A 19602-nucleotide genomic window follows, 5' to 3' on the forward strand; every position below is an offset into this window, starting at 1 on the left:
AGCTTGGAAGCAAGGCAGGGGCGATCCAGGCCGATTTGGGCACGCTGCTCTCGGCGGCGCGGACGGCGAAGGTATTTAAGCCTCCTTGTCAGTCGCTTTGAGATAATCCTCATCGTTCACAGGTTCCAACCACTCGTTGGAGGCTTCCTCGCCCGGAACCTCCAACGCGAGATGTGAGAACCAGCTGTCGGGCGCAGCGCCGTGCCAGTGCTTCACCCCCGGGGCGATGTTGACCACGTCGCCGGGGCGCAGTTCCTGTGCCGGCTTGCCCCACTCCTGGTAAAACCCTCGACCAGCCACGCAGACGAGGATCTGTCCGCCACCGCTTTTGGCGTGATGGATATGCCAGTTGTTGCGGCAGCCAGGCTCAAACGTCACGTTGAAGACGCCGACCTGCTCGGTGGAAAGGGGCGCGAGGTAGCTTTGACCGATAAAGAACTTCGCGAAGGCGTCATTGGGGGCACCGATAGGGAAAACCATCTCGTTTTGGTGCTCGGCCTTTGCGTCGGTGGCATCGTCATCCGCCCAGGCCTCCTTCGCCATACGAAAGGCCGCCCACGCCTTGGGCCATCCCGCATAAAACGCCGCATGCGTAAGGATCTCCGCTATCTCCGCCTTGGTCACGCCGTTGTTCTTTGCGGACGTCAGGTGATATTTGAACGAAGAGTCCGTCAGCCCCTGCGCCATTAGGGCCACCACCGTCACCACACTGCGGTCGCGCAGGGAGAGTTCACCCTCCCGGCTCCACACCTCGCCAAACAGCACATCGTCATTGAGCTGTGCGAATTTGGGGGCAAAGTCCCCTAGGGCATCTCTGCCTGCCGTCTGTTTAATTGCCATGATCGATCTCCCCCTGTCGATGGTTTAGGTGCAAATCTGTTTCCGCATTACGGAACACCCTTTGCAATCCCTGTTCTAATGACGAGAATGAAGGTAATACCTAAACCTGACTTTAGGTCAAGAAATGAATTCGAGATTGATTCGGAGGAGCCATGTACACAATCGGACAGGTGTCGGAGATGTTCGGCTTGCCCGCCTCAACGCTGCGCTATTACGACAAGCAGGGATTGTTCCCGGCATTGGAGCGGACGTCCGGCATTCGGCAATTCGGCGATACGGAACTCGAGGCGCTTCGGGTCATCGAATGCCTCAAGAAAGCGGGGATGGAGATCAAGGACATCCGTCTATTCATGGAATGGTGCGCGGAGGGTCCATCGACATACCCCAAACGCAAGGCCATGTTCGAGGAGCGGAAGGCCCACATGGAGCTAGAGATCGCGAACATGAACCGCGCGCTGGACATGCTGAAGTACAAATGCTGGTTCTACGGGCAGCTGAATCAGGGCGAGAATGAGACTGAGCTGAGGGCCATGATTCCCGACGGTTTGCCAGAAGATATCAAAGAGGCCTACGAGAACGCTCACGCTCGGTAGTACCAAAAACGCCCTTTTTAAACTCAACCATTGTTTAAGATGTCACAACTCGGACAACAAGACTGGTTGCCCCGGTACGCAACGGGAGGGTCGACGCGGCTGGCATCGACCCTCCCATTTCCCAAACGGCATAAAGCTACTTGCTCACAACCGAGATGCGCTGGGCGACGTGGTTACCGGACTCGATCTCATCGACCATGGCAATCGCATAGTCAGCGTACGAGAGCGTTGACTCGCCGCGGCTGTTGAGCGTGAACTCCTCGCCCGCCAAGATATACTCACCGGTGCGCTCGCCGTCGGCCTGGAAGTCAGCAGCAGGGGAAATGAAGGTCCACTTGAGGCCGTCCGTTTCGCGAAGGTGAGCAAGGACTTTGCCGGCCGCGGCGGACAGCGGCTTCCAGTCATCGGGGAAGTCCGGGCCCATATCGACGGTGACCGTATGCTCGGGGTTGACGAACAGCGAGCCCGCGCCACCCACGATGAGCAGGCGCACATCGGTGCCGATCAGCACATCAGCCAAGTGGATGCCCGCGTCGGTGATACCGGGGATGGTCTCGGGCGTCCAGCCGCCCACGGCGTCCACCACGGCGTCGAATCCTTCGAGGTCTTCCGTCGTGAGCTCGAGTGCGTCCTTGATGACGGAGTTCTGAGCGGCGGTCCTATTCTCGCCGCGTACGATGGCGGTCACGTCGAATCCGCGACGCACGGCCTCCTCAACGATGAGGCTGCCGGCCCTGCCGTTCGCTGCTACAACTGCGATTTTCTTGGTCATCATGCTTTCCTTTCGACCTGCGGCACTCGCCGCCGCTTTCCTTACAGCTCATACGATACGCGTCAAAGGTATATAATGGAAAGTAGGCACATAAAAGTGCTGTAAGCACCAAAAGGAAACTAATGTAAATGACGTGCATGATTGCAGACGGAGGTTTCACGAATATGACAACACCGACTTTGGAGAACCTGCCTGCCTGCCCAGTGGAGACAACGCTTTTGCTCATCGGCAACAAGTGGCAGGTGCTCATCCTGCGCGAACTCTCGCTCAAAGGCACGATGCGCTTTAAGGAGCTGCAACGCTCGATCGGCAAGATTTCGCAGAAAGTTCTGACCAGCAACCTACGAACCATGGAGGAAACGGGGCTCGTTCATCGTGAAGCGTTCGCAGAGGTGCCTCCACGGGTGGAGTACTCGCTCACCGACCTGGGACAGACACTCAGACCCGTTCTTGACGCAATGAGAGCTTGGGGCGAGAACTACAAGGAGCAGCTCCGCGGTGGCGGGCTTCGATAAGTAGCTCCTACTGGATACACGCCTACAGAAACCCCTCCGTCCTATCGCCATCACGGGAAACCCTCCTCCTTGGTTCTCGCCGCAAACGGCTTCGAGGACGCGCTGGAGATCCCGGCACGGCTGGAGTCGGCCCGCGCGAGCAGCGGAAAGGGACACACGCCCTTTACCAAGGTAGATTGCTGCTTTCGCTTCCCGTTCCTTTCGCAGTATTCTCAATGCAGGTGCGCGGCCTGCGCGCATGGCGCCTAGGGGGCGTCGCCGTCACATCGTTTCATTCGCGCCTCTCTTTAGCGTTGGCAAGACGTCGGTTCGTGCCGTTCGGGTGCACGCAGGTTTTGATAATGCGCACCATCTCATCGATAGGCGTTTCGCAGCCGCTCCGGATCCAGTCCTGTACCACGGCAGAGAGCCCATGCACATAAAAACTGATGACGAAGGCCCGCTGCTCGCTGGGATAGCCAAAGCGCTCCAACACTGGGTCGATGATGTGCTTCGCTAGGGCCTCGAATCGCTCCTGAGCCTGCAGCGTATGCCCGTTTGCGAGCATCGCGCGATAGATGGAGCAGTTGTCTTGGACGAACTCGAGGTAGGGCCTCAGGTACTCGTCGGTTACGAAAACGAGCTCGTCGAGGGGAGTCGTACGGATAGCCCCGATCGTGTCTGCGGCGCTTTGTTCAAAGCGCTCGAAGAACTTGGTGTTCACATGCTCCGAACACTCCTTCACGAGGTCAGGGACACCCTGGTAGTGAAGGTAGAACGTAGAGCGACCCACCCCTGCCTTCTTGCAAATCTCCTTAACGGTTATGAACTCCGCGCCCTTGTTCTGCAGCAAGTCGAGCAAAGCCTCGTCCATAAGCTGCGCCGTCGTAAAGTATCTGCTCTGCTGCCTGTTCACCCAAGCCTGCCTCTCCCTGATGCCAAAAGCTATTCGCCGGCAATTTCCTTGGCAAGCTCCATTATCTCAAAGGCGTATTTCTTCTTAGAGGTTTCAAGAATCCAGCGATACAGAACAAGGTTCACGCTTGCGCCTGCGATACCCAAGATACCAAGGACGATTCCGAGCACAAACAACGTGCCCTCGCCAGGTCCCAGCACACCCATGGTCAGGCACATGCCCACACCCAACAACAGCGAGGAAGCGATGCCAAAGCTGTAGGCGAAGACGTTCGCGGGGCGCTTTGCTTTGGCATCGAGCTTCTTGAGCGCGGTGAGCTTGGAGGCGCTTTTGGGCGCGTATTGCTTGGCGATCGATTCCGCGCAGGTCTTGTCGGTGTCCATGTTTTCTTCCTTTTCTCTATGGCTTGTTCGACAACCCAAGAATAGGAAGAACGTGCAGGCGATTGAAGAACACAAACGGGACGTTGTGTCCATGTTATATCGGCGAATGTCGACACTCACCGCAACTGCTCGGAATGATGATTGCGCTGTATTTCGTTATCAAATGGGCAGTGAAAAACGGCATAAAAGAGGCCTACGGTGCTGTCACTGGCAAGAATACCGCCGAAGATATCCAAAACGAAAAAGAGTTGAAAGAACTTGGATTGGATCAAGAGGATCGATAAATCCAGTTTCGCTGCCCCTAAAACGGCCTTGCTTTGCCCTCGGGGACAATGATGCTCACTCATTCATTTGAATTCGTCTTGAGGAGCGCCTTAACGTGCAGGTCGTAACGTGTGGCATAGAGAGGTCGTCCCCTGCGCTTTATCCTTCGCGCGCCCGTGCTTACCTTGATAAGGTCGGCATCACGAAAGAGCATCGCTTCCTCGAGGTATCTATTACGGCGTTTCAGTCTATCGCCTTTCAAGAGCTGCTCCTAAAACTCGAATCTGATTACACTTTTGGGAGTTTCATAACTCTGCGCCACAAGATGAGCAAAGAACGCACCTCGAGATGAATCGACTAAAGGAATTACGCACCTGCCGGGAGGCAGGCAGCCTGCTCGATCATCGCGGACTGCCAATTGATAAACCCCAAAAGCCGGACCGCACGGCGGCGCTCGTTTCGCTAAATCGGCTTGATGGAATGGCGGATCACGGTCTTGAGCTTCTCCGGCACACACTTGCGCGGATCGGAAAGGTAGATTTCGTGATGCAGGCGGAATTCGGAGAAGTCGGGGGCGTAGCCCCGTTCCGCTGCAAATGTGCGCATGGCGTCTATGGTCGTCGTCTCGTCGTCGTAAGGCCCAGTGTGCATGCACTGAACGCAAAGGCCCTCGTCGACCCTCAGCAGCTCGACCGCCGAGAAGTCCAGCTTCTTCTTGGTGGCAGCTTCCGAAACGGCCCAGTCGAAATCCTCGCGAGTGACGAAATCGGGCAGGCGGATGCACGAGATAAAGTTGAAGTCGTCCTTCCTCGTGTAATCGATCTCGCCATCGGCGCGGTCTTGCCACCAGAAGCCCTCGAGTGGCGGCACGACGAAGTCGAAATAGCCTTCGATTTCACGCGGGCCCTTCTTCGACATCTTGATGGTATAGGCAACGCCGTAGGGCATCGGCAGCGCGTTCTGCTACGCGCCGCCTTCGGCATTGGGATCGCCCTTGCCCCGCACGGCAACGTAGCTCATAGACGGAACGATCAGAATGCTCGGCTTGTCAGGCGGTTTGCCCGCGATGTTGTAGCGCACCGTAGACGCTGATGGAGATGGCTGCGCGCAGGCACGAGTGCGCCGCCGCACCTCATGGCCTATTTCTCGGGTATTTGGGGCGCGCGGCGTTCAAAAATGTGAAGCGGTTCCGCATGCTCGGGGTTGAGCCGAGGCGCCCTACTTCTCGCCCTCCAGCAGGCCCACGATGCGGTCGATGTCGACGGCGAAGCGGGGCCTTCCCTCGCGCTCGTAGCGGTCGAGGTACGCCTGACACTCGGAGACAATGCGCTTGATGTTGCCGTCGATGATGCGCTGGAGCGTCTCGTAGTAGGCCGAGCCCTCGGTCCTGAAGCGGCGCTGGTAGGACTTGGTTATGGGGAACATCTTGATGTAGTGGATGCCGTGGCGACAGCCGGGGCTCGTCGTGGGGCGGGGTGGCAACGCAAAGTACTGGTCTTTGGGCACGTTGGGGGCGATGTTGGAATGCAGCGGCACGGCGAAGTCCCTGCGCTTCCCGCGGAAACGCAGCCTCACCACCACGATGCAGGGGAGATTGTGCTTAAGCATGAGCTCGCGGTCGCCCTCGACGAGGTCAAAGAAGTCCTGGGAGATGGATACGACCTTCACCGGTTGCGCCTCTTCATACGAAGTGGGGCCCGCATCGCTGCAGGCCCCTACAGGTGGGCGATATTCTACGCCTTGCGGCACCCCGTCGCCCACGGAGGTTAAACGTACACGTAAGCCGTACTCTGAAAGCCGCGGCTTCCGGCAAGTAGTTTATGCCACGAAAGGTCGCTTTCAACGCGCATAGCTCGCAAAATAACACTCGCTGGGCCGTCACCCCTGGCAGTTGCCCTCCAATCTTCATTGGAGTCAGCAGGTCAATTCATATAGTTATGGGGGGGTATCCTAAAGGAAATCAAATTTATACCCCCATAACTAAGGAATTTTCTATTCCCACTCAATGACTAGGGCCCTGGTGTAATTGGCTGGATCACCGTTCCGGGAACCGGTATCGACCTACCTGTCCGCCGAGCTCTTTCTTCAGCTCCAGCCTAGTATCTGATTCGCGCCGTTATAAGCGAAAACCGAAGAGATGCGTCTTAGCCAAGAAAAGAAGGTTAGCCTCATCTTACTGCATGATTCGTGTGTTATAGTTAGATGGCTCTAACTGTTTGGGGGCGATGGCCATGCACGAACGCAAGGACTTCTGGGACAGGAATGCTGGTCGGTACGACCGTTTCATGCGAAACGACCGGGCGGCGTATGAGAAGATGTATGGGCTGATCCGGCCGGTGGTGAAAGCAAAAACCGTGCTGGAGGTTGCCACCGGCACGGGGCTTATCGCAAAGAGCATCGTGGATGCGGCGGCGCACATCGAGGCTACGGACGCTTCTGCAAAGATGATCCTTGAAGCAAAGCGGGACAATCAATCCGCAAAGCTGCACTTTTCCGTACAAGATATGTTCCGCCTGCCCTATGCACAGAAGTCCTTCGAAGTGGTGATCGCGTCCAACGCGCTTCACATAGTGCCGCATCCGGAAAAGGCACTGCAAGAAATCAGGCGGGTACTGAAGGACGACGGCGTGCTCATCGCGCCAACCTTCACCCACGCGGGGAACTCGGTTTCCGGCAAGGCAAAAGCCTTTTTCATGAGTATGGCGGGATTCCCCCTCCACAGCAGGTGGACAAGCGAGGAATACCTGCGTTTCCTGCGTCAAAACGGCTGGGCGGTGCAGAAAAGCGCGGTGCTGAAGGCCTCGTTCCCATTGACCTATGCGGAATGCACGAAATCGGAGGGGCCAGATGTCGTTCTTTGAAAACACCCGCAAGCCCGTGGGCCTCGGCGGAAAACTTATGGTTGCCATGATGAATCTGGGCCACAGCCCTGTGGCGCGGTGGGGACTTCGATTTCTACGACTTGCGCCAAATGCCAAGGTGCTGGATTGCGGCTGCGGCGGCGGGGCGAACATAAAACGGCTGCTGAAAAAATGCCCGCATGGCGTCGTCAAGGGCGTCGACTATTCGCCCGTCAGCGTGGAGAAGACTAGAAAGCTCAACCGAATTGCAATTCAGGAGGGGCGTTGCGCCGTTCTGCAAGGCAGTGTGGCGGATATGGTGTTTGAGGATAGCTACTTCGATGCCGCCACGGCCTTTGAGACCGTCTATTTTTGGCCTGATTTGCCCCGATGCTTCCGTGAGGTCTGGCGGACGCTGAAGCCAGGCGGGACAATTCTTATCTGCAACGAGAGCAATGGCGATACGGACAAGGACGAGAGGTGGACGCAGATCATCGGCGGCATGACCATCTACAAGGACATTGAATTAAAGGCATGTCTGGAGCAGGCGGGTTTTCACGAGGTGCAGATACACAAAAAGAAAAAGTGGCTCTGCGTCACGGCGCGGAAGTAGGGGTATCAAGCACGGGCATTTTTGCATCCATCCTGCACATGGCGATAGGCATGACGGTCATAGCGGCTATGCTGGCGGCAATTATGACAGTTTTTATTCACTGAGGAAGAAACCTATGAAATGTAAAATTGAGAAAAACACCGTGCAGGAGACGCTGATCCTCCCGCTGTATTCCCGGAAGCTGTGTACGGAGTTGTACCCGAACCTTTACAGGGATGAAACAGCGGTTCGTCTGCTCGACCAGATCGACTACGACTTTTCAGAGGCAGAGAAAAACTCCCGCAACCTGATGCAGCGCTTTGGTGCGCTGGAGGTGGCCACACGGCAGAGTGATCTTGCTTTCGAGGTGCGGGATTACCTGAAAGGCCACCCCAATGCGGCGGTGGTCAATCTGGGCTGCGGGCTGGACAACACCGGCAGAACCTGCGACAACGGTAGATGCAAGATCTACAATCTGGACTTCCCGGATGTGATTGCCTTGCGGCAGCAGCTACTGCCCGCCGGGGATCGAGAACAAAATATCCCCTGCGACCTGAAAGACACCGCATGGTTTAGCAAAATCGATGCCTCCCGCGGGGCGGTGTTCTTTGCCTCCGGGGTGTTCTATTACTTTCTGACCCAGCAGGTCCGGGAACTGGTGCGGGGGATGGCGGACGCTTTCCCCGGCAGTGTGCTGGTCTTTGATGCTGCCAATCGGACGGCGGTAAAGATGATCGCAAAAACATGGCTTAAGACTGCAAAAATCAAGGATGTGGGGGCATATTTTGCGGTTTCGGATGCCGCCAAGGAAGTCGGCACGTGGGACAGCCGTCTGCAGGTCACAAGTCGCGGCTATATGCTGGGCTACAACGATTTGAGAGACTCTTCTGTCAGCTGCTTTTTCCGGTTTCTCGCAAGGGTCGGTGACAACGGGATGAAAATGCAAATCGTGAAAATAAGATTTTGAGAGGCGAAAACGAAGCGCATTCACTTTGACGTCGAAGAAGACGGCTTTTACGGCGCATATTGGGCGTGCAAGGACACGCATACAGCAGCGGGCACGGATTCAATTGAAACCGTGCCCGCTATCTGATACTATATTATTTTATCGAACGTATGTTCTATTCCCACTCGATGGTCGCGGGCGGCTTGGACGTAATGTCGTAGCATACGCGGTTGGCGCCAGGGACCTCGGCAACGATGCGGCCGGAGATGCGGGCCAGGACGTCGTAGGGCAGCTTGGCCCAGTCGGCGGTCATGGCGTCGCTGGACTCCACGGCGCGCAAGATGATCGGGCGCTGATAGGTGCGCTCGTCGCCCATAACGCCAACGGACTTGATGTCGGGCAGGACCGCAAAATACTGCCAGCAGCTGTGCTCGGAGTTGCGCTCGCCGGTCTGCTCAAACAGGCGCTGGTTGTAGGCGTCGAGCTCCTCGCGCACGATAGCGTCGGCGTTCTTGAGGATCTCGAGCTTCTCTTTGTCGACCGCACCGATGATGCGGATGGCAAGACCCGGGCCCGGGAAAGGCTGACGGAACACGATGTGACCCGGCAGACCCAGCGCCAGACCAAGCGCGCGGACCTCGTCCTTAAAGAAGTGGTCGAGCGGCTCAATGAGGTCGAAGTGCACGCCCTCGGGGAACGGGATCAGGTTGTGATGGCTCTTGATGGTGGCCGTCTTGCCGCCCGTCTTGCGAGCGCCGGACTCGATGATGTCGGGGTAGATGGTGCCCTGAGCCAGGTACTTCACGGGTTTACCATCGGTCTCAAGCTGCTGAGCAACCGCGAAGAACTCTTTCCAGAACTGCGTACCGATGATGCGGCGCTTCTCCTCGGGCTCGGTCACGCCGGCCAGAAGCTCGGCATAACGGTCCTCGGCGTGGACGTGGATAAAGTCGACGTCAAACTGCTTGGTGAAGACCTCCTCCACCTGCTCGGGCTCGCCCTTGCGCAGCAGACCGTGGTTGATGAACACGCAGGTCATCTGCTTGCCTACGGCGCGGGCGCCCAGCGCAGCCACGACGGAGGAGTCGACGCCGCCGGACAGGGCCAGAATCACGCGGTCGTTGCCGACCTTCTCGCGGAACTCGGCCGTCATGGTCTCGACCAGGTTGTCCATGCTCCAGTTGGGCTCCAGGCCGCAGATCTCAAACAGGAAGTTGCTCAGCAGCTGCTGACCGTACTCGGAATGCTTGACCTCGGGGTGGAACTGCGTGGTGAAGATCTTGCGCTCGACGCACTCCATGGCGGCAACCGGGCACACGTCGGTGCTGGCGGTAACGGTAAAGCCCTCGGGCACCTCGGAGACGGCATCGCGGTGGCTCATCCACACGGTCTGCTCCATGGGCGTGGAGTTAAAGAGCTTGGCGCCTGCCGTGCGCGTGATGGTGGCGCGGCCATACTCGCCCACCTCGGAGTGGCCGACCTTGCCACCGAGCGTCACGGCCGTGATCTGATGACCGTAGCAGAAGCCCAGGACGGGAAGGCCCAGGTCAAAGATGGCGGGGTCGATGGACGGAGCGTCCTCGGCATACACAGAAGCCGGGCCGCCGGAAAGGATGAGCGCAGAGGCGTTCATCTCGCGAATCTCGTCGGCCGAGATGTCGCAGGGAACGATCTCGGAATACACGTTGAGGTCGCGGACGCGACGGGCAATGAGCTGACCGTACTGCGCACCAAAGTCGAGTACGAGGACCTTTGCGGAAGCCTTTTGATCCATGGTTTCCCCCTCTTGTTGGCGGGGAGCCGATGCTCACCCGCGTGAATGAACGAAATAGCTTTCATAGTGTACACGTTATATGGGGTTTCTCGTCCCTCGCAACCATCAGCGCACGGCAAACGCACGACCTGGACCCCTATTTGACGGCAATTGAAGTGTTACCGAACGTTACAGATGATGTAATACGTTTGAACATTGGACGCCCTGTGCCACAATACTGCCGAACGACTCCGCCCTCGCGGCGGCAAATACGATAGGAATACCAGCATGAAGCGCATCCTTCTCATCGCCACGGGCGGCACCATCGCATCGACCGAGGACGGCAACGGCCTCTCCCCCGCCCTGACCGGTGAGGAACTCGCCCAGAGCGTTCCCGAGATCTCGGGCCTCTGCGAGCTCGACGTCGTGCAGCCCATGAACATCGACAGCACCAATATGCGCCCGAGCGACTGGATGCGTATCCGCGACGTCATCGTCGAAGGCTATGCCGATCACGACGGCTTCGTAGTCCTTCACGGCACCGACACCATGAGCTACACCGCGGCAGCGCTTTCCTATCTGATTCAGGACAGTCCCAAGCCCATCGTACTCACCGGCTCGCAAAAGCCCATGGGCAACCCCTTTACCGATGCCAAGCTCAACCTGTACCAGAGCCTGCTCTATGCGCTCGACGAGCATTCACACGACGTCTCGATCGTGTTTGGCGGCGTCGCCATTGCCGGCACGCGCGCCCGCAAGCAGCGCACCATGAGCTTTAACGCGTTCATTAGTGTCAACTATCCGCCCATTGCCTACATCCGCAACGACCGCATTGTGCGCAACGGGCTTCACGGCACTCACCAGAATGAGAATCCGGTTCGTTTCTACGACAGTATCGACCCGCGCGTGTTTGTCCTTAAGCTGACACCCGGCGTGAACCCGGGTATCCTGGACGCCCTTGCCGATAGCTACGACGCCATGATTCTGGAGACCTTTGGCATTGGCGGTATCCCCGAGTTTGGTGAGTCGGGCGAGTCATTCCAGGAGGCGATTTTCCGCTGGGTCGATTCGGGCCGTACTGTCGTTATGACCACGCAGGTCCCCGAAGAGGGCCTCGATTTGGGCGTTTATGAGGTCGGCCGTGCTTACGCGGATCATCCGGGCATTCTGCGCGGCGACGACATGACCACCGAGACGCTCGTGGCCAAGACCATGTGGGCACTCGGCCAGTCGCGTGATGCGGCCGAGATTCAGCGCCTGTTCTACAGCCAAGTCAACCACGACCGCATCCCGATGGCGTAGCTAAAACAAAATCCGCCTCTTTGGGCCTTGTAGGGCACGTGATACCCCTCGGAACGTGCAAAAAGCGGAGTTTTCAGCATCCGCCCCTTCCGGGAACGTTAAAACCGCTGGCTGTAAATTGCCTTTCGACTCGAAAGACTCGTTCCGCGCGCTTGTTATTCCTCATATTATTGAATTTTGTGGATAATCCAAAACATTACGCGTCGTATTTGTGGCCCCGGCTGCCGTCAAATTATTGAGGGATGCTGAATACTCGCGTTTTTGCACGCCGCCGTCGGGGGGACCCGTTCAGCAAACGGCAAATCTAGCAAAAAAAGGCTACTCGATACCCTCGAGAAGCTCTGACACCGTCATGCCGAGTGCGGGCGCGATCTTAAATAGAACCTTGAGCGTGAAATTTGCCGTCCCATCTTCGATTCGGTCGAGGTAGGGTCGGCTGATTCCTGTCGCCACACAAAAATCAACCTTGGAGATACCAAGGTCTCTGCGTGTCTCTTCGACCCGCCTGCCAAGAATCTGTTTCGCACGTTCGTCCATGCAGCCGAGTTTGAAATGGAGCCGAACATAAACGTAAACTATAGTTTACGTTTTGCCGAATACACAGGAGTTTTCTATGTCGGGTTCTTCGGTCCGCACGTACCGAGCCACGCTTCGCACAAACAGCGCACCGCCCAAGCTCGTCGTCGTTGAAGCAGAATATCTTTCGCCCGATGAGCGCACAGCATTTGCATTGCTATCAAGTCGCGTCGCCGCCGTTCTGGTCCCTTGTCCGGCGCAAGGTGCGCTTGCCATCCAATGCCAAGCGCACAGCCGCTCGCTCAATCAGGCTGCCGTAATCGTAACCAGCCAGCGTGGCCTGCCCCTTCTCCTGGAAGCCGGCGTCGCGCTCGCCCTTCGCGGTGCCGGATACGAAAACGAGGCCGCCGCCGACATGGTCTTTCAACCACGATCGAGCGGCGGCCTCGCAGCAGCCATCGAATATGCTTGCAGGCTCGTTGCCTAAAGGCGCAAGCTAAAAGCCCAGGCCAAAGCCCATACCGGTAATCGCCGAATACATAAAGTAGACGTTGATTACGTTGAGAAATACACCCGTGATGCAACCGTTGCGCAGGTAGCGCTCGCACACGATGCGTGCCATGGCGGCGGAGTCATCGTTGTTTTTTGCCTGGCGTCCCGCCGTAAAGTACGTCGCCACGCTCAGCAGCAGATTGAGCACCGGCAACGCCAGCAGCTCGTAGCTCTTGCCCCAGCGCGTCGCCTCGCCGGCAGCATTAAACTTTGTTGCCACCTCGGGACCAATGTTGGGGATAACACACGCTGCGACCACCAGCGGAATCACCGCAAGTACGAGCAGCGCAATACCCATGTAGCCAGCTTTTTTGCCATATTTAAACATATGCGTCGTCCTTACACGTTAAAGCGGAAGTGCACGACGTCGCCATCGGCCATAACATAGTCCTTGCCCTCAATACGCAGCTTGCCGGCAGCCTTGGCGCCCTGCTCGCCACCGAGCTCGATGTAATCGTCGTAGCCAATGACCTCGGCCTTAATAAAGCCGCGCTCAAAGTCGGTGTGGATGACGCCGGCGGCCTGCGGGGCGGTCGCGCCCTGACGCACCGTCCAGGCCTTGACCTCCATCTCGCCGGCCGTAAAGAACGACTGCAGGCCGAGCAGCTTGTAGGCTGCCTGCGCGAGCACGTCCAGGCCGGGCTGCTCCAGGCCCAGGCTCTCCAGGTAGTCGGCAGCGTCCTCGGGATCGAGCTCGGAAAGCTCGGCCTCGATCTTGGCGCAGATCGGCAGCGGCTTGACACCGTCGATGGGTGCCAGGTCCTCGTTGAGCATGTCCTCGTCTACGTTGGCCACATACAGGATGGGCTTCATGGTGAGCAGGAACAGGCCCTTGGCAGCGGCGCGCTCCTCGTCGGTCATCTCCATGGATGCGGCGCGCTTGCCCTCGTTGAGCCAGGCAAGCAGACGCTTGGCAACCTCGAACTTGGGCATGAGCTCCTTGTCGCGCTTGGCCTCTTTCTCGAGCTTGGGCAGCTGCTTCTCGAGCGTGCCCATGTCGGCCAAGATGAGCTCGGTCATGATGGTGTCGGCATCGCCGGCGGGATCGACGAACTCGCCGGTGCGGCCCACCTCACGCATGACGTTGGGGTCCTTAAAGTAGCGCACGACCTCGCAGATGGCGTCGGTCTCGCGGATGTTTGCCAAGAACTGGTTGCCCAGACCCTCGCCCTCGTTAGCGCCCTTCACCAGACCTGCGATGTCGACGAACTCGACCGTAGCCGGCACAATGCGACCCGGGTTGACGATGTCGGCGAGCTTTTGCAGGCGGCTATCGGGCACATCGACGATACCCACGTTGGGGTCGATCGTGGCGAACGGGTAGTTGGCGGCAAGGCCGGTCTTTTTGGTAAGCGCGGTGAACAGCGTCGACTTGCCCACGTTGGGCAGGCCCACGATACCGATGGAAAGGGACACGACAGCTCCTTTTGATACAGGTACTTCAAACTGCATAAGTATAGCGCCGCCGCAGCATCTGGGCGAACCCGGACGCCACGGCGGCACGAATGAAGCAGAGATAGAGGTCGCTGACTAGTCCGCGAGCTTTTCCACCTGGTCGAGCATCTTGTCAAGCTTGGCCTTTGCCTCGGCCTTGACCTTCTCAGCTTCTTCGTGAGCCTTCGCCTTCTGGGCGGCCTTTTCCTCGGCTTCGGGATCGACGACGACCAGATTGGACGCGTCATGCTTAACTAACTTGAGCGCATGCTCGGGGCACACCTTGACGCAGGCTCCGCAACCCAGGCAATACGTGGATTCCAGTGCAAAGCGGCCGCTTCCCACCAGATCGCAGGCAAACGTGGGGCATACGTTGACGCACTCGCCACACGACGTGCACTTGTCAAAATCGCACTCCGGCGTGCTCACCTGCATGTTCTGGGCAAGCTCGGGGTGGTTTTGCAGCGTCGAGAGCACCAGCTGCCGCCCGTGCGTGAGCGAACGGCGACGCTTGGTCGTCGTGGTGCCGCACATGGTGTTGAGCGTACGCTCCAACTGGGTAATCTGATGGCGATGGGCTTTGAGCTTCTGCGTCACCGAGGCCAGTGCCGCCGTTGCCGGATTGAGCTTTGTCACGGTAAGGCCCGTGGTGCGGGCGATCTTTTCCATGTACTCCTTGCGCTCGTACTCGCGGCGCTTATGACATTTGAGGCTCTTGGGATCGACCTCCAGACCCATGCCCGTGCCGGCCCACTCCTCGGCCTTCGCAATCGCCTCGCCCAGGATGTCCTCACCGCCGGTGTTGCGGCACTTATCGCACACGCCCAGTGGCAGGTACACGCTCACGTTGGGATAGTCCGCCAGTACCGAGAACCAGGTCTCGGCCGTAATATCGCCCACGCAGGCGACAACAACCTCGTTCTCGCGCGGCATGCGCTTAAGGGCACGCGTGCAGGTAACGTAGGCGGTCTCGTGGCTCGTAGCCGCCGAGACAATGTCGTCGTAAAGGTTTTTGGGCGCCAGACGCGGCGAAATAATCGCCTCAGTCGGACAGGCGGCAGCGCACAGGCCGCACTTACGACAGGAGTCGAGGATCTCAATGGCGTCTTCCTCGACCTCGATAGCGTTGACCGGGCACACGTCCATGCACGCGGTGCAGCCGCTCTTTTCGTTTTTGCAGGTCAGGCACGGAATGGTGTTGCCGCGCGGACGCTCCTTGTAGTCGGCAGGATTCCACTGCGGCGCCGACGGATCGAGTGCGTCGGTCACACCGCCAAGCGGGTTTTTGAGAAAGTCGAAACCCTTGCTGATTTCGATAATGTCATCAAACAGATCGTGTTCCTGCGCCATGCGCGGCCCCTCCCTGAGCAGTGCAAACAAGCAAAAGATAATGATACGCTATCGGCCCACGCCTCGGGCAAATTACACGCGGAGCACCTTTGAGGCAAATAGCCCATGGCCTATCGCCGTCTCGATTGCACAAGGTCAATCAAGCGCCAAACTATGCCTCGCACATGAGCTGCAGGAGCTGTTGTTTGGTCGCCTTGGCCTGCTCGTTAGCCATATTGCGCTCGTTTCTAAAGACCGCATTTGCAACACCCTGCAGATCGGCATCGGAAATCTCGCCAAGGCCCAGCTCCTCGAGCGTCGTCGGCAGACCGACGCGCTGGCAAAACTCGAGCACCTGATCAAGCTCGGGTGCACGCTCCAGGCGCAGCTGCACCACCAGACCAAATGCCACGGCCTCACCATGCATGGCCTTGCACTCGGGCAGAATCGTCAGCCCGTTGGCGATGGCATGCGCCAACGCCAAGCCGCCACTCTCAAAGCCGACACCCGAGAGCAAAATATTGCACTCGATCAGGCGTTCAACCGCTGGCGACGTACGCCCCTTTTTGAGATCGCGCTTGGCAGCGACACCGCACTCCATAAGTGTGTCGTAGCAGGCACGAGCCGCAACCAGAGCCAAGTGCCCCGGCGCGCCACCGTGCTCGTTGGCGCCGTGCGCCGCGGCGCACGAACGCGCCTCGAAGTACGTTGCCAGCGCATCGCCCATACCAGCGACCGTCATACGCAGTGGGGCCGCTGCGACCACGTTGGTATCGACCACGACCAGATCTGGATTCTTCTCGAGCATCAGGTAGCGGTCGAACGACCCATCCTCGTGATACAGCACCGAAATCGCGCTGCACGGACCATCCATTGAGGCCGCCGTGGGACATACGCACAACGGCAACTCGGCATAAAACGCTACTGCCTTGGCGATATCGAGCATCTTGCCACCGCCAATACCCACCACCATGTCGCAATACTCAGCCTGGGCTTCCTTAGCCATTTCGGCAACAGCCTCTTCCGTACACGGACCGTTGTAAATTTTAAAGAACGGCTCGCTTAGATCGTCGTCCAGAAATCCATCGACAATCTGCCTGCACAGCCGATCCTCGGTGCCCTGGTCAAACAAGACATAGGCAGCGCAGCCCAACCATGACAAATACCTGCCCTGGCGCGAAAGCTCCCCCGGCCCCTGAACATACCGGCCGGGACCGCCGTAAACCATAGGAAGCGCCATACGAGAATCCACCCTTCATCAAACAACGATTGGTGCAAAGTAACCTGACCCCTTTGCACCTTAGCAAAAAAGGGGCAAAGCCATCTGCTGGCTTTGCCCCTTCCTTAGCTTGATTTACTCATCCATGAGATAGTAGTGGCCCAGTGCGTCTGCACCCAGAATGGCGTTTGCGACCATCTCGGGCGTCACCTCAAACGGCATGTTGCACATGGTGTCATCGGGCGCGCAGGCGGCCTCGGCAACAATCATGGCCTGCTCGCGCGTAAGCTCGGCAACGCCAAGTTCCTTCATCGTGACCGGCAGGCCCAGCTCAATGCAGAAGCCCAAGACTTCCTCGAGTTTCTCAGTCGGGGCATCCTCGAGTACCAGCTGGACGATAGTGCCAAAGGCGACCTTCTCGCCGTGATACATGCCGTGGCACTCGGGCAGCATCGTCAGGCCATTGTGGATGGCATGAGCAGCAGCAAGGCCCGAGCTCTCAAAGCCAATGCCCGAAAGCAGCGTATTGGCCTCGATGATATGCTCGACGGCAGGCGTCAACGCTCCCTTCTCCAGCGCAACCTTGGCCTTGACGCCATCGGCCATAAGCGTCTCGTAGCAGAGCTTGGCGAGCGCCAGGCCGGCCATTCCGCCCTTACCGCCAGCGCAGGTGCCGCCGTCGGCATCGTGCGTCGCCTGAGCCTCGAAATAGGTTGCGAGTGCATCGCCCATACCGGAAACCGTCAGGCGCACCGGGCTCGCCGCGATAACCGTCGTATCCATCAGGACAATGTTGGGGTTTGCCTTAAGGAAGAGGTACTTGTCGAACTGGCCGTCATCGGTATAAAGCACCGAAAGTGCCGAGCACGGTGCATCGGTCGAGGCGATGGTGGGGCAAATGATAACCGGGGACTCCAGGTAATAGGCGACGGCCTTCGCGGTGTCGAGGATCTTGCCGCCACCGACGCCGACGATGATGTCGCAACCGTTGTCGCGGGCGAGCGCAACCAGACGATCGACCTCGCCCTTGGAGCACTCGCCGTTAAAGTCCTCAAACAGCAGCTCGGCCTTAGCCTCGGCAAAGCCGCCCTCGATCTTGGCACCGACGCGCTTCTTGCCCGAAGGCGTCACGATGACGAGGGCCTTAGCGCCGAGCGGCTCGACATAGGAGCCGAGCTTGGCCAGCTCGTCCGGGCCCTGGATGTACTTGCTGGGACTATTGAAGATTGCAGCCATTTTTATCCCATTCTCTAATAATTAAAAAGAAAGGGGCTCCGTACGGATACGTGCGGAGCCCCTCGTTACGATAACAAGAGTCGATTAGAAATCGATGTCGGTGTCGTAGTAGCAGGCCTTGAGAATCTTCTCGAAGTCGGCAGCCTTGGTCTCACGCGGGTTCTCCGGCGTGCAGGCGTCCTGCTCGGCGTTCGCGGCGATCTCGGGCAGCTTGGCGAGGAACTCCTCCTCGGAAACCATCTGCGGGTTCTCGGCGTCGACCTTCACGCCACCATTCGCGTAATCCTTGATGGACTGCGGAATGTTGAGCTGGTCGTTGAGGTCGCGAATCTTCTGGACGAGTGCGGCGATGAGTTCCTCGTTGGTCTCGCCGGGAAGGTGCAGGATCTCCTTGGCCACGTAAGCGTAACGCTCGGCAGCACGCGGGTCCTTGGAGTTCCACTGGATGACCTTGCCCAGGTACATGGCGTTAGCAGCACCGTGGATGATGTGGCCGTTCTCGAAGGCAGCACCGGTCTTGTGAGCCATGGAGTGAACGATGCCGAGCAGGCCCGAGGAGAAGGCGATACCGGCGATGCACTGAGCCTCGTGCATGTGCTGACGGGCCTCATGGTCGCCAGCATAGGACTTGGGCAGCCACTCGACGATCTCGCGGATGCCGTGCAGAGCGTTGGCGTCGGTGAACATAGAGGCGAAGGTGGAAACGTAGGCCTCCATGCAGTGGGTCAGAGCATCCATGCCGGTGTGAGCGCACAGCTTGGCGGGCATGGTGTAGGTGAGCTCGGGGTCGACGATGGCGACATCAGGGGTGATGTTGAAGTCGGCCAGCGGGTACTTGATGCCCTTGGCGTAGTCGGTAATGACGGAGAACGCGGTGACCTCGGTAGCGGTGCCGGAGGTAGAGGAGATGGCGCAGAAATGAGCCTTCTGACGCAGCTCCGGGAAGCTGAACGGCTGGATGATGTTATCGAAGGACTCCTCGGGATACTCGTAGAAGACCCACATGGCCTTAGCGGCATCGATGGGCGAGCCGCCACCGATGGCGATAATCCAGTCGGGCTCGAACTCGCGCATGGCCTCGGCGCCCTTCATGACCGTCTCGATGGACGGGTCGGACTCGACGCCCTCGAACAGCTTGACCTCGAAACCGCCTTCCTTAAGGTCGTTCTCGACGTCCTGCAGGAACCCGCCGCGGCGCATAGAGCTGCCGCCAGAAACGATGATGGCCTTCTTGCCCTTGAGGTTCTTCACCTCGTGGCGAGCGCCCTCACCAAAGTACAGATCGCGAGGATTGGTAAAACGTCCCATACTGTGCCTCCTAAACAAGCCCCTCTTAGACTTGCGTATATAACGGAGCACCCAATTGGCTCCGTTAGGACCGGTTTGCGCGTTGCCGGCGATGACAATGCGCGATGTCTAAACGTCTCAACGCTCAGACAAACACTATTTTACCGTTCTGGTTGGTCAGTTATTCACCTAAAGCCGCCAATGATGAAACGTTTTTTCTATCCCTGAAGACCCTTGTGCGGCATTCATACTCCCAAGCTGGGCAAACGTTTTATCAAGGTTGACTACATATCCCGGGCAGGACGGTGCCCCTCCAAAATATGCACCGTTCGCC

21 protein-coding genes and 1 pseudogene are annotated in these 19602 nt (G+C 58.2%); 8 read left to right on the top strand and 14 right to left on the bottom strand.

Annotated elements, in window-relative coordinates; all coding sequences use genetic code 11:
• Positions 1-75: 75 nt before the first annotated feature.
• Positions 76-840: a carboxymuconolactone decarboxylase family protein gene (locus tag DWV20_RS01170; protein WP_118256173.1), complete on the bottom strand. Its 765-nt coding sequence runs from the start codon at positions 838-840 to the stop codon at positions 76-78.
• Between the two features lie 152 nt (positions 841-992).
• Between DWV20_RS01170 and DWV20_RS01175 the strand changes: the two genes are divergently transcribed.
• Entirely contained in the window at positions 993-1433 is a 441-nt protein-coding gene (locus tag DWV20_RS01175) for a MerR family transcriptional regulator (RefSeq protein ID WP_117635863.1), read from the top strand.
• A 136-nt stretch (positions 1434-1569) separates the two neighbouring features.
• Here the strand turns inward: DWV20_RS01175 and DWV20_RS01180 are convergent, their stop codons facing one another.
• Positions 1570-2205 carry an NAD(P)-dependent oxidoreductase gene (locus tag DWV20_RS01180; protein ID WP_199581734.1) on the bottom strand — a complete coding sequence of 212 codons (636 nt, stop codon included), beginning with the start codon at positions 2203-2205 and terminating at the stop codon, positions 1570-1572.
• A 137-nt stretch (positions 2206-2342) separates the two neighbouring features.
• On the opposite strand from DWV20_RS01180, the gene DWV20_RS01185 reads away from it, so the two are divergent.
• Positions 2343-2720, top strand: coding sequence for a winged helix-turn-helix transcriptional regulator (locus tag DWV20_RS01185; protein ID WP_370446224.1), 378 nt, complete (start codon positions 2343-2345; stop codon positions 2718-2720).
• 271 nt (positions 2721-2991) lie between these two features.
• Here DWV20_RS01185 and DWV20_RS01190 read toward each other — a convergent pair whose 3' ends face one another.
• Together DWV20_RS01190 and DWV20_RS01195 are read right to left on the bottom strand one after the other, a co-directional pair.
• Positions 2992-3615 carry a TetR/AcrR family transcriptional regulator gene (locus DWV20_RS01190; RefSeq protein WP_118256175.1) on the bottom strand — a complete coding sequence of 208 codons (624 nt, stop codon included), beginning with the start codon at positions 3613-3615 and terminating at the stop codon, positions 2992-2994.
• A gap of 29 nt (positions 3616-3644) precedes the next feature.
• Complete coding sequence (locus DWV20_RS01195; protein ID WP_118256176.1) at positions 3645-3998, bottom strand: dihydropteridine reductase; 354 nt, start codon at positions 3996-3998, stop codon at positions 3645-3647.
• Positions 3999-4060: 62 nt separating this feature from the next.
• On the opposite strand from DWV20_RS01195, the gene DWV20_RS09830 reads away from it, so the two are divergent.
• Positions 4061-4282, top strand: a complete 222-nt coding sequence (locus DWV20_RS09830; RefSeq protein WP_147346295.1) for a DUF6019 family protein — start codon at positions 4061-4063, stop codon at positions 4280-4282.
• A gap of 442 nt (positions 4283-4724) precedes the next feature.
• On the opposite strand, the pseudogene DWV20_RS01205 reads toward DWV20_RS09830, so the two are convergent.
• Together DWV20_RS01205 and DWV20_RS01210 are read right to left on the bottom strand one after the other, a co-directional pair.
• Positions 4725-5342, bottom strand: a pseudogene (locus DWV20_RS01205) (GyrI-like domain-containing protein).
• Between the two features lie 138 nt (positions 5343-5480).
• Positions 5481-5930 (bottom strand): hypothetical protein, encoded by a 450-nt coding sequence (locus DWV20_RS01210; RefSeq protein WP_118226672.1) that lies wholly within the window; start codon positions 5928-5930, stop codon positions 5481-5483.
• 563 nt (positions 5931-6493) lie between these two features.
• Between DWV20_RS01210 and DWV20_RS01215 the strand changes: the two genes are divergently transcribed.
• The 3 genes from DWV20_RS01215 (at position 6494) to DWV20_RS01225 (ending at position 8661) form a co-directional block, all read left to right on the top strand.
• Entirely contained in the window at positions 6494-7123 is a 630-nt protein-coding gene (locus DWV20_RS01215) for a class I SAM-dependent methyltransferase (protein WP_118256177.1), read from the top strand.
• Positions 7110-7715, top strand: coding sequence for a class I SAM-dependent methyltransferase (locus DWV20_RS01220; RefSeq protein ID WP_055251058.1), 606 nt, complete (start codon positions 7110-7112; stop codon positions 7713-7715). Before DWV20_RS01215 ends, DWV20_RS01220 begins: the two co-directional genes overlap by 14 nt.
• Positions 7716-7830: 115 nt before the next feature.
• Complete coding sequence (locus DWV20_RS01225) at positions 7831-8661, top strand: class I SAM-dependent methyltransferase (RefSeq protein ID WP_118256178.1); 831 nt, start codon at positions 7831-7833, stop codon at positions 8659-8661.
• Between the two features lie 154 nt (positions 8662-8815).
• On the opposite strand, the gene guaA is transcribed toward DWV20_RS01225, so the two are convergent.
• On the bottom strand, positions 8816-10414 hold the full coding sequence (gene guaA, locus DWV20_RS01230) for a glutamine-hydrolyzing GMP synthase (protein ID WP_117635915.1): 1599 nt from the start codon (positions 10412-10414) through the stop codon (positions 8816-8818).
• Between the two features lie 267 nt (positions 10415-10681).
• Here guaA and DWV20_RS01235 point away from each other — a divergent pair, with 267 nt between their 5' ends.
• Entirely contained in the window at positions 10682-11695 is a 1014-nt protein-coding gene (locus DWV20_RS01235) for an asparaginase (RefSeq protein WP_117636940.1), read from the top strand.
• 318 nt (positions 11696-12013) lie between these two features.
• Here the strand turns inward: DWV20_RS01235 and DWV20_RS10110 are convergent, their stop codons facing one another.
• Positions 12014-12232, bottom strand: coding sequence for a helix-turn-helix domain-containing protein (locus tag DWV20_RS10110; protein WP_035136926.1), 219 nt, complete (start codon positions 12230-12232; stop codon positions 12014-12016).
• Between the two features lie 76 nt (positions 12233-12308).
• Here DWV20_RS10110 and DWV20_RS01245 point away from each other — a divergent pair, with 76 nt between their 5' ends.
• The gene (locus tag DWV20_RS01245) at positions 12309-12698 is read left to right on the top strand and encodes a hypothetical protein (RefSeq protein WP_117765271.1); all 390 of its coding nucleotides are present in this window, start codon (positions 12309-12311) and stop codon (positions 12696-12698) included.
• Positions 12699-12707: 9 nt separating this feature from the next.
• Here DWV20_RS01245 and DWV20_RS01250 read toward each other — a convergent pair whose 3' ends face one another.
• The 6 genes from DWV20_RS01250 to DWV20_RS01275 form a co-directional block, all read right to left on the bottom strand.
• Positions 12708-13091: a DUF1648 domain-containing protein gene (locus DWV20_RS01250; protein ID WP_117765273.1), complete on the bottom strand. Its 384-nt coding sequence runs from the start codon at positions 13089-13091 to the stop codon at positions 12708-12710.
• A gap of 11 nt (positions 13092-13102) precedes the next feature.
• Positions 13103-14179 (bottom strand): redox-regulated ATPase YchF, encoded by a 1077-nt coding sequence (gene ychF, locus DWV20_RS01255; protein WP_055309950.1) that lies wholly within the window; start codon positions 14177-14179, stop codon positions 13103-13105.
• A 114-nt stretch (positions 14180-14293) separates the two neighbouring features.
• Positions 14294-15547, bottom strand: a complete 1254-nt coding sequence (locus tag DWV20_RS01260; RefSeq protein ID WP_117765275.1) for a 4Fe-4S binding protein — start codon at positions 15545-15547, stop codon at positions 14294-14296.
• Between the two features lie 151 nt (positions 15548-15698).
• The gene (locus DWV20_RS01265) at positions 15699-16766 is read right to left on the bottom strand and encodes a glycerol dehydrogenase (protein ID WP_118256179.1); all 1068 of its coding nucleotides are present in this window, start codon (positions 16764-16766) and stop codon (positions 15699-15701) included.
• 114 nt (positions 16767-16880) lie between these two features.
• A complete protein-coding gene (locus DWV20_RS01270; RefSeq protein ID WP_117563611.1) occupies positions 16881-17981 on the bottom strand; it encodes a glycerol dehydrogenase in 1101 nt (366 codons plus the stop codon).
• Positions 17982-18065: 84 nt separating this feature from the next.
• Positions 18066-19289, bottom strand: a complete 1224-nt coding sequence (locus DWV20_RS01275; protein WP_118256180.1) for an iron-containing alcohol dehydrogenase — start codon at positions 19287-19289, stop codon at positions 18066-18068.
• Positions 19290-19602 lie beyond the last annotated feature (313 nt).

This window comes from Collinsella sp. AF02-46-1, assembly GCF_003465825.1.
Classification (GTDB): Bacteria; Actinomycetota; Coriobacteriia; order Coriobacteriales; family Coriobacteriaceae; genus Collinsella.

Coding starts and splice junctions, on each gene's coding strand:
- DWV20_RS01170 (WP_118256173.1), bottom strand. CDS start 840: ATGGCAATTAAACAGACGGCAGGCAGAGATGCCCTAGGGGACTTTGCC.
- DWV20_RS01175 (WP_117635863.1), top strand. CDS start 993: ATGTACACAATCGGACAGGTGTCGGAGATGTTCGGCTTGCCCGCCTCA.
- DWV20_RS01180 (WP_199581734.1), bottom strand. CDS start 2,205: ATGACCAAGAAAATCGCAGTTGTAGCAGCGAACGGCAGGGCCGGCAGC.
- DWV20_RS01185 (WP_370446224.1), top strand. CDS start 2,343: ATGATTGCAGACGGAGGTTTCACGAATATGACAACACCGACTTTGGAG.
- DWV20_RS01195 (WP_118256176.1), bottom strand. CDS start 3,998: ATGGACACCGACAAGACCTGCGCGGAATCGATCGCCAAGCAATACGCG.
- DWV20_RS01215 (WP_118256177.1), top strand. CDS start 6,494: ATGCACGAACGCAAGGACTTCTGGGACAGGAATGCTGGTCGGTACGAC.
- DWV20_RS01220 (WP_055251058.1), top strand. CDS start 7,110: ATGTCGTTCTTTGAAAACACCCGCAAGCCCGTGGGCCTCGGCGGAAAA.
- DWV20_RS01225 (WP_118256178.1), top strand. CDS start 7,831: ATGAAATGTAAAATTGAGAAAAACACCGTGCAGGAGACGCTGATCCTC.
- guaA (WP_117635915.1), bottom strand. CDS start 10,414: ATGGATCAAAAGGCTTCCGCAAAGGTCCTCGTACTCGACTTTGGTGCG.
- DWV20_RS01235 (WP_117636940.1), top strand. CDS start 10,682: ATGAAGCGCATCCTTCTCATCGCCACGGGCGGCACCATCGCATCGACC.
- DWV20_RS10110 (WP_035136926.1), bottom strand. CDS start 12,232: ATGGACGAACGTGCGAAACAGATTCTTGGCAGGCGGGTCGAAGAGACA.
- DWV20_RS01245 (WP_117765271.1), top strand. CDS start 12,309: ATGTCGGGTTCTTCGGTCCGCACGTACCGAGCCACGCTTCGCACAAAC.
- DWV20_RS01250 (WP_117765273.1), bottom strand. CDS start 13,091: ATGTTTAAATATGGCAAAAAAGCTGGCTACATGGGTATTGCGCTGCTC.
- DWV20_RS01260 (WP_117765275.1), bottom strand. CDS start 15,547: ATGGCGCAGGAACACGATCTGTTTGATGACATTATCGAAATCAGCAAG.
- DWV20_RS01265 (WP_118256179.1), bottom strand. CDS start 16,766: ATGGCGCTTCCTATGGTTTACGGCGGTCCCGGCCGGTATGTTCAGGGG.
- DWV20_RS01270 (WP_117563611.1), bottom strand. CDS start 17,981: ATGGCTGCAATCTTCAATAGTCCCAGCAAGTACATCCAGGGCCCGGAC.
- DWV20_RS01275 (WP_118256180.1), bottom strand. CDS start 19,289: ATGGGACGTTTTACCAATCCTCGCGATCTGTACTTTGGTGAGGGCGCT.